Origin of the sequence: Geitlerinema sp. CS-897, from assembly GCF_028368005.1 — a bacterium.
GTDB classification, from domain to species: Bacteria; Cyanobacteriota; Cyanobacteriia; order Cyanobacteriales; family Geitlerinemataceae; genus Baaleninema; species Baaleninema simplex.
The window spans coordinates 1-5,689 of record NZ_JAQNCQ010000227.1 but is presented as its reverse complement, the minus strand read 5'-3'; the positions used below and the strand labels follow the sequence as shown (position 1 = coordinate 5,689).

The window sequence follows — 5,689 nt, the reverse complement described above, 5'->3', positions numbered from 1 at the left end:
TTTGAAACTCGACGTGTAGAACTGTATCGGTCGATTGCAGTAACACGAGCGCGTCGGCTCGAATCGGTTCGAGAGACAGTTCGGAGGGACTCAGTTCCGTCAACGGCATCGCTTCCCCCAACAACCAACTGGCAAAGTCGGAGGCAAAGCTTTCGACGAGGAATTTACAGACGATGTCGAACACGCCCTCGATTTTAGCATCGAAGGCGACGAGGGAATCAGCCAAGGCTGACACGGACGCGATCGCAGAAAACGAGCCGCTCGATCAAGCTGAAATGGGTGCTTGTTCGGGCGGTTGAATTTCGTGGTCGAGGGGCGCTCCTTCTTGGAAAGCCGCGATGCTTTCGATGGTGGTTCTGGCAATGTCGGTGAGGGCTTCTTGGGTAAAAAATCCTTGGTGAGATGTAATGAGGACGTTAGAAAACGATTGCAGCAGTTGAAACGTATCGTCTTGAATCACGGTATCGGACAAGTCGCGGAAGAAAATCGTTTCTTCTTGCTCGTAAACGTCGATACCGAGATAGCCGATTTGACCGGATTTAATTCCTGCGATCGCGGCTTTGGTGTCGATGAGTTGACCGCGACTGGTGTTGATTAACATCATGCCCGGTTTGAATTGGGCGATCGCCTGGCTATCGATGAGGTGATAGTTTTCTGGGGTGAGCGGACAGTGTAGGGAAATAATGTCTGAGTTGCTCAGCAATTCGGGAAACTCGACGTAACGAGCGTCGTCGAGTGCCTCGAATTCGGGATGGGGGTAGGGGTCGTAACCGAGTAAGCGACAGCCGAAACCTTCCATGATTCGTGCGAAGATCCGGCCGATTCGACCCGTTCCGACAATTCCCACCGTACGACCGTGTAAATCGAAACCCAACAATCCGTTGAGAGAAAAGTTATCGTCGCGCACCCGATTGTAGGCGCGATGAATCTTGCGGTTGAGGGATTGAATCAACCCGACGACGTGTTCGGCGACGGCATAGGGAGAATAATCGGTCACGCGCACGACTTTGATGCCGAGATCGACGGCAGCTTGCACGTCTACGTTGTTGTACCCGGTAGAGCGTAAGGCGACGAGACGGGTTCCCCCTTCGGCGAGCAGTTTTAGGGTTTCCGTGCCGACATCGTCGTTGACGAAGACACACACGACGGGAAAGTCAACTGCGAGACTGGCAGTTTTCGGTTCGAGTCGGGCGTCGAAATAGACCAGTTCGCGATCGCCGCGAGCTGAAGCGTTTGCAGCGTTTAGAAATTGGCGATCGTAGGGTTCGGTACTAAAAACGGCAACCTTCATATATATTGTCTCGAAGATTTGGGGACGTGGGCTGTCCGATCTGCCGGATCGGTGGGTTTTCCGACGACCGACAGGGACATCTCGAAAGCGGAAACGACAGAGTGTCTCTCCGTGTTCCCCAATTCGAGTCTCGTCTGGCTTTAGGGGGTTGCGGAGAACGCGCGGCCGTCAGCTAAATCTCGGATCAGGCTGAGCTTCGATCGCAGGTAACAGCTCACTTCATCGATCTCGCTGCCGTTTAAGATGCTCTGGGCTTGTAAGTCCCAGATCAGGCGATCGACCAAGGTCGAGTCGTCTAAGTTCGCGAGGGTTGTGGCTTGGGTATCTTCTACCGTAGACCAGACCTGACGTAGGATCGTGGCGTTCATAATTTTCTCCTCAATCCGTCCAGTATTTAAACTAACACGGAGAATTTGATAGCTCTCTCTACCGTAGGTTAGACAATTTTGGTGGATTTTTCTAGAGTTACAATCCAGAGATTAAATAACTTTTGTGAATAATATTAAGATTTAATTAAAAAGCGATCGCAAGTCTTGATGTTTTGTAAAAAATGCTTCAATTTTTGATTGTTTTGACAGCGCTCAGAACGTCGAGACGCTCGAACAAACTTGAAAAATCGTCAAATTTCTGGAAAATCTACCGAGAGATGGATGCGATCGCCCATCTCGTTTCGTCAAACTACAAATAAAGACACAAGAATTTACACGGAGGACAATAAACTCGTGGACGTTGTTCGTATCATTATTGCTATTTTACTCCCCCCTCTCGGCGTGTTTCTACAAGTGGGACTTCGGGGACAATTCTGGATTAACATTCTGTTAACGCTACTCGGTTACATTCCAGGGATCGTTCACGCCGTTTGGGTGATTGCAAAAGAAGACTAGAACTCACTGGCTCCGAACGTCTAGGCTGGCGATCGCCCTGGTTCGTTCCGACCGACTGACACAGTCAGATCGACCGCGAGATAGAGTTAAAATCGCTCTCGAGACAGAGGCGGTGAGACTTTCAGAAGTGCTTCAATAAGACTAGCATTTCAAACTCGCACTTTAACAGGAAAGCGATCGTCAATTTCACGCGAGTCACACGATCGATCTTAACCCAAAATTAACTTTAACCAGGAGGAAAGCAAATGGCTGCCCGAACTGAAGCTCGCCAAGAGTATCAAAACAAAGTCAAAGCCCAACTCGACAAGCTCAACGCCCAAATCGACGAGTTGAAAGCCAAAGCCGAACAAGCCAAAGCCGACGCCTCAGTCGAATATCACGGTAGAATGGAAGAACTCTACGCCAAACGCGACGCGGCTCAAGCCAAATTTGAAGAAATGAAAGAAACCAGCGAAGACGCTTGGTCGGAAGTTCAGTCCGGTTTTGAAAGTGCCTGGAACGAACTGACGGGTGCGTTCGAGCGTGCGTCGAAGAAATTCCAACAATAATCGATCGCGATCGCCACGTCAAACGAAGATCGACCCTCACCTAACTGCCCTAGGTTGAGAACGATCGACCTGCCCCTTCTCCTACGGGGAGAAGGGCTTTTTACAGTGAGCAGTGAGCAGTGAGCAGTGTTTCGGTTGACTGTAGGGTGTGTGACGCGGCGGGGAAATGTGGCCGAAGTCAGGTCAAAGGACTGTTACCGCGTCACGCACCGTCCCCACCGACAACATACAAGGGTGTGTGACGCGGGGAACCCATCTTGAGGGTAGACCGAACAATGGTACTTTCCGCGTCACGCACCGACGCCTCGTCCCCTTATCTCCCTGCTCCCCCTCTCCCCGGCTTCCCCTCCAGCACAACACATCGCCCCATTAACGCCCATGATATCGACCTTGACGAAATCGAATTCCCGACAGCGAGAAATTCTCGAAGTCGTCCTGTACCACGGATGGGACTACATGAGGCGTTTGTTGAGCAATAACGACGCAGAAAAACCCGAACTTCCGCCCCCTACAGTTCTCCAACGCATTCTCATCGACCTCGGACCGGTTTACGTCAAGCTCGGTCAACTGCTCAGCACCCGTCCCGAACTGCTTCCGCCCCAATATATTAAAGCACTGAGCGCCCTTCAGGCCGACGTTCCCCCCGTTCCCTGGCCCGATATCGAAGCGCAACTGCAACGACAATTCGACGCCGATCTCGATGGCGTGTTCGCTGAAATCCATACCGAACCCGTCGCCGCTGGTTCCCTCGCCCAAACCCACCGCGCCACCCTCCAAGACGGCCGCGAAGTCGCCTTAAAAATTCAACGCCCCGGAATCGAGCAAACGGTCGATCGCGATATCGAGCTGCTCACCAACCTGGCCGAACTCGTCTCGGGAACGGATTTCGGCGAATACTACGACGTTATCGCCCTGGCCGAAGAGTTCACCAACGCCCTACGAGACGAACTGGATTTCACGCAAGAGGCGCACTACACCGCTCGCCTCGAACGCTGTCTGAATTCGAGCGACTGGTTCGACGCCGATCGCATCACCGTTCCCACCATCTATTGGGAGTACACCACCCCCAAACTCTTAACGATGGAATGGCTCGACGGCGTTCCGATCCTGTCGGCGGAAATTACCGGAAAGCACTACAACGGCGACGCGCAAGCCGAACGCAACGCCATCACGACACTGTTGTTCCGCGCCTTCTTACAACAACTGTTTATCGAAGGCTTTTTCCACGCCGACCCCCACCCCGGAAACATTTTTTACCTCAGCGACGGACGGGTGGCGTTGTTAGACGTGGGAATGACGGGAAACCTCGATCCCCGCACTCAAGGCTTGCTTGTCGAAATTATTTTGGCGATGATTAGCCTCGACGCACAACGCTGCGCTCAACTGACGTTACAACTAGCGCAACCGGTGCGTCCGGTCAATTTCATCCGCCTACAAAACGAATACGATCGCCTGTTGCGGCGGTATTACAACCTGAGTTTGTCCCAACTCAACTTCAGCGAAGCGTTTTACGAAGTGCTGCAAGCGGCGCGACGCAACCACCTACGCTGGCCCAGTAACATGGGACTCTACGCCAAAGCCTTAGCTAACTTAGAAGGGGTGGCGCGAACCTTTAACCCCGAAGTGAATTTGCTCGAGGAAATTAAACCCCTGACGGCGGATTTGATGCGCCGACAGTTACTCGGTGAAAATCCACTGCAAGATCTCCTCGGAGCGAGTTTAGAATTTAAAAGTTTGTCGCTCAACTCTCCGCGCCAGCTCGATTTTTTATTAGAGCGAGTCACCACAGAAAGCCTTAAATGGAACCTGCGAGTTCACGAGTTGCAGGATTTGCGCCGCAGTCTCGACGAATCGGCCAATCGCCTTTCTTCTAGTATTGTCGTAGCGGCATTAATTTTAGCCGGGGCTTTGGTCGTCTCTAAAGACCAAATGGCAGCGGTACCTTGGCTCACCAATGCTTTATTTTGGACGGCCTGTTTGTTCGGGTTGTGGCTCGTGTTTAGTATTTGGCGATCGGGTCGATCGAAGTAAACGAGATTCGATCGCGCTGTTGACGCTAGTATTTCGATCGCAAAACACTTCATGATAGACTCACCGTTGAAAAAATCATTGATAAAGTGGCGCACGCTATATTCTCGTCGCAGATCGATCGTGCCGAAACTTTAGAAATTCACGTCAGCGACGACACCGAACGCATTACCTCGGGAACCGTGGACGGACTTCACCTCAGCGCCAATGGAATTTCAGTTTCGCCGAACGTTCGTATGGCGAATTTAGACATTCGACTCGATGAAATTTCTGTCGATCCGTTAAAGGCAGTGGTGGGAAATGTCAAACTTCAAAACCCCACGGAGGGAACGACAGAAATCGTTTTAGAAGATCGAGATATCGCTAACGTTTTGCGGTCTCAAAAGATTTTAAATATCTTGCATGATGGCAGTGAAATTGTAGAAGGCGTTCCGACTGAATCGATCGCAATTCATGCCGTTGAATGTCAATTAACTGAAGCCAGGGAGTTATCGGTACAGATGACGTATGCGATCGCCGATCGCGACGAACCCATTCCCATCCACCTGCAAACGCGACTCGACTTTATCGAAGGGTGCATCCCAGTTTTGCAAGTGTCAGGCGTAAAAGTCTCCATTGCTTAGTGGTGCAGAAAACTCCTGAAAGGGAGAAAGGGAGAGGATTTGAGAAAAAGGGGTAAACAAAAAGAGGGGAAAGGCTGCGATGTTCGAGTTCCTTAACTAGCACATCAGCATCATGACCCCTCATCTCTATCGTCAAATTGGTTGGGGTTGTATTATACAGTAATGATAAAAAAAATGGCTCTTCCGATTTTGTTATGCAAAAAAATACTAATTTAACCCCAATTTCGATATTTGAAATTCAAAGCCGAAATTCTGTAAAGCTTGCAGAACTTGACATAGAGCGATCGATTAATGTAGAATAAATTTAATTATTTA

The 5,689-nt window shown here is 50.6% G+C and carries 6 protein-coding genes and 1 pseudogene; 4 read left to right on the top strand and 3 right to left on the bottom strand.

The features are described from left to right. The 3 genes and pseudogenes from POG22_RS14305 to POG22_RS14295 form a co-directional block, all read right to left on the bottom strand. Positions 1 to 184, bottom strand: a pseudogene (locus POG22_RS14305) (hypothetical protein); the annotation flags it as partial. 81 nt (positions 185 to 265) lie between these two features. Next, positions 266 to 1,291, bottom strand: coding sequence for a 2-hydroxyacid dehydrogenase (locus POG22_RS14300; protein ID WP_498906002.1), 1,026 nt, complete (start codon positions 1,289 to 1,291; stop codon positions 266 to 268). Positions 1,292 to 1,431: 140 nt separating this feature from the next. Then, positions 1,432 to 1,659 (bottom strand): hypothetical protein, encoded by a 228-nt coding sequence (locus POG22_RS14295; protein ID WP_498906000.1) that lies wholly within the window; start codon positions 1,657 to 1,659, stop codon positions 1,432 to 1,434. A gap of 354 nt (positions 1,660 to 2,013) precedes the next feature. Here POG22_RS14295 and POG22_RS14290 point away from each other — a divergent pair, with 354 nt between their 5' ends. From POG22_RS14290 to POG22_RS14275, 4 genes are all read left to right on the top strand, one after another. Further along, positions 2,014 to 2,175 carry a YqaE/Pmp3 family membrane protein gene (locus POG22_RS14290; protein WP_035492937.1) on the top strand — a complete coding sequence of 54 codons (162 nt, stop codon included), beginning with the start codon at positions 2,014 to 2,016 and terminating at the stop codon, positions 2,173 to 2,175. A gap of 245 nt (positions 2,176 to 2,420) precedes the next feature. Next, positions 2,421 to 2,723, top strand: coding sequence for a sll1863 family stress response protein (locus POG22_RS14285; RefSeq protein WP_498905998.1), 303 nt, complete (start codon positions 2,421 to 2,423; stop codon positions 2,721 to 2,723). Between the two features lie 378 nt (positions 2,724 to 3,101). Continuing rightward, positions 3,102 to 4,754, top strand: a complete 1,653-nt coding sequence (locus POG22_RS14280) for an ABC1 kinase family protein (RefSeq protein WP_498905996.1) — start codon at positions 3,102 to 3,104, stop codon at positions 4,752 to 4,754. A gap of 74 nt (positions 4,755 to 4,828) precedes the next feature. Beyond that, the gene (locus POG22_RS14275; protein ID WP_498906004.1) at positions 4,829 to 5,374 is read left to right on the top strand and encodes an LmeA family phospholipid-binding protein; all 546 of its coding nucleotides are present in this window, start codon (positions 4,829 to 4,831) and stop codon (positions 5,372 to 5,374) included. Positions 5,375 to 5,689: the final 315 nt, after the last annotated feature.

Bases quoted from the DNA above. Each gene is read 5' to 3' on its own strand.
- POG22_RS14300 (WP_498906002.1), bottom strand. From the start codon at position 1,291: ATGAAGGTTGCCGTTTTTAGTACCGAACCCTACGATCGCCAATTTCTA.
- POG22_RS14295 (WP_498906000.1), bottom strand. From the start codon at position 1,659: ATGAACGCCACGATCCTACGTCAGGTCTGGTCTACGGTAGAAGATACC.
- POG22_RS14285 (WP_498905998.1), top strand. From the start codon at position 2,421: ATGGCTGCCCGAACTGAAGCTCGCCAAGAGTATCAAAACAAAGTCAAA.
- POG22_RS14280 (WP_498905996.1), top strand. From the start codon at position 3,102: ATGATATCGACCTTGACGAAATCGAATTCCCGACAGCGAGAAATTCTC.